1 protein-coding gene is annotated in these 767 nt (G+C 40.0%); it reads left to right on the plus strand.

The annotated features are described in order from the left end of the window. Positions 1 to 767, plus strand: a 767-nt coding sequence (locus Q0921_RS24945; RefSeq protein ID WP_299261885.1) for a DUF11 domain-containing protein, incomplete at both ends; no start/stop codon positions are given.

Raw genomic sequence — 767 nt, forward strand, 5'->3', positions numbered from 1 at the left:
AGTCCAAATGTAGGAGATACAGTTACCTTTAGTTTGGTTGTTAGTAATGTTGGTCCAGATGCAGCTACAGGAGTTTCAGTAGAAGATGTATTGCCAATCGGCTTTACGTTAGTTACTGTTAATAACGGTGGTACTGCGGATCTTCCGAACAACACTGCTAATTGGAGTGGATTAAGTATCCCTTCTAATAATGGTAGTATTACTTTAACATATACAGCAACGGTTGAAGCACCGACTGGAGCTGTTGGAGAATACACGAATGCTGCTCAGATCACAGGTAGTGATCAGTTTGATCCAGACAGTGATCCTACGTCAGATGATACCGTTGATGATAATGGGGATGGTATAGCTGATGATGATGAGGATAGTATTACGATTCCTCCACAACAAGCAGATTTAAGTATTAGTAAAGGCTTACAGAGTGGAAGTGCTACTCCAGATGTTGGAGATATTTTAGTATTTGAATTAACAATTACAAATGATGGTAGTAGTGATGCTACCGGAGTTTCAGTAGAAGACGTATTACCAATAGGGTTAACATTAGGTACAGTTAACAATACCGGTACAGCAGATGTTCCAAATAACACTGCTAATTGGACGAATTTATTTGTACCTAGTAATAGTTCTATTACGGTAACCTATACGGCAACTGTTAATGCCCCAACAGGAGGATCCGGTGAGTATAGGAATTTAGCTCAGATCACAGGTAGTGATCAGTTTGATCCCGATAGTGATCCTACGGCAGATGATACAGTAGATGATCTTGG

Source organism: uncultured Aquimarina sp., assembly GCF_947496855.1.
Classification (GTDB): domain Bacteria; phylum Bacteroidota; class Bacteroidia; order Flavobacteriales; family Flavobacteriaceae; genus Aquimarina.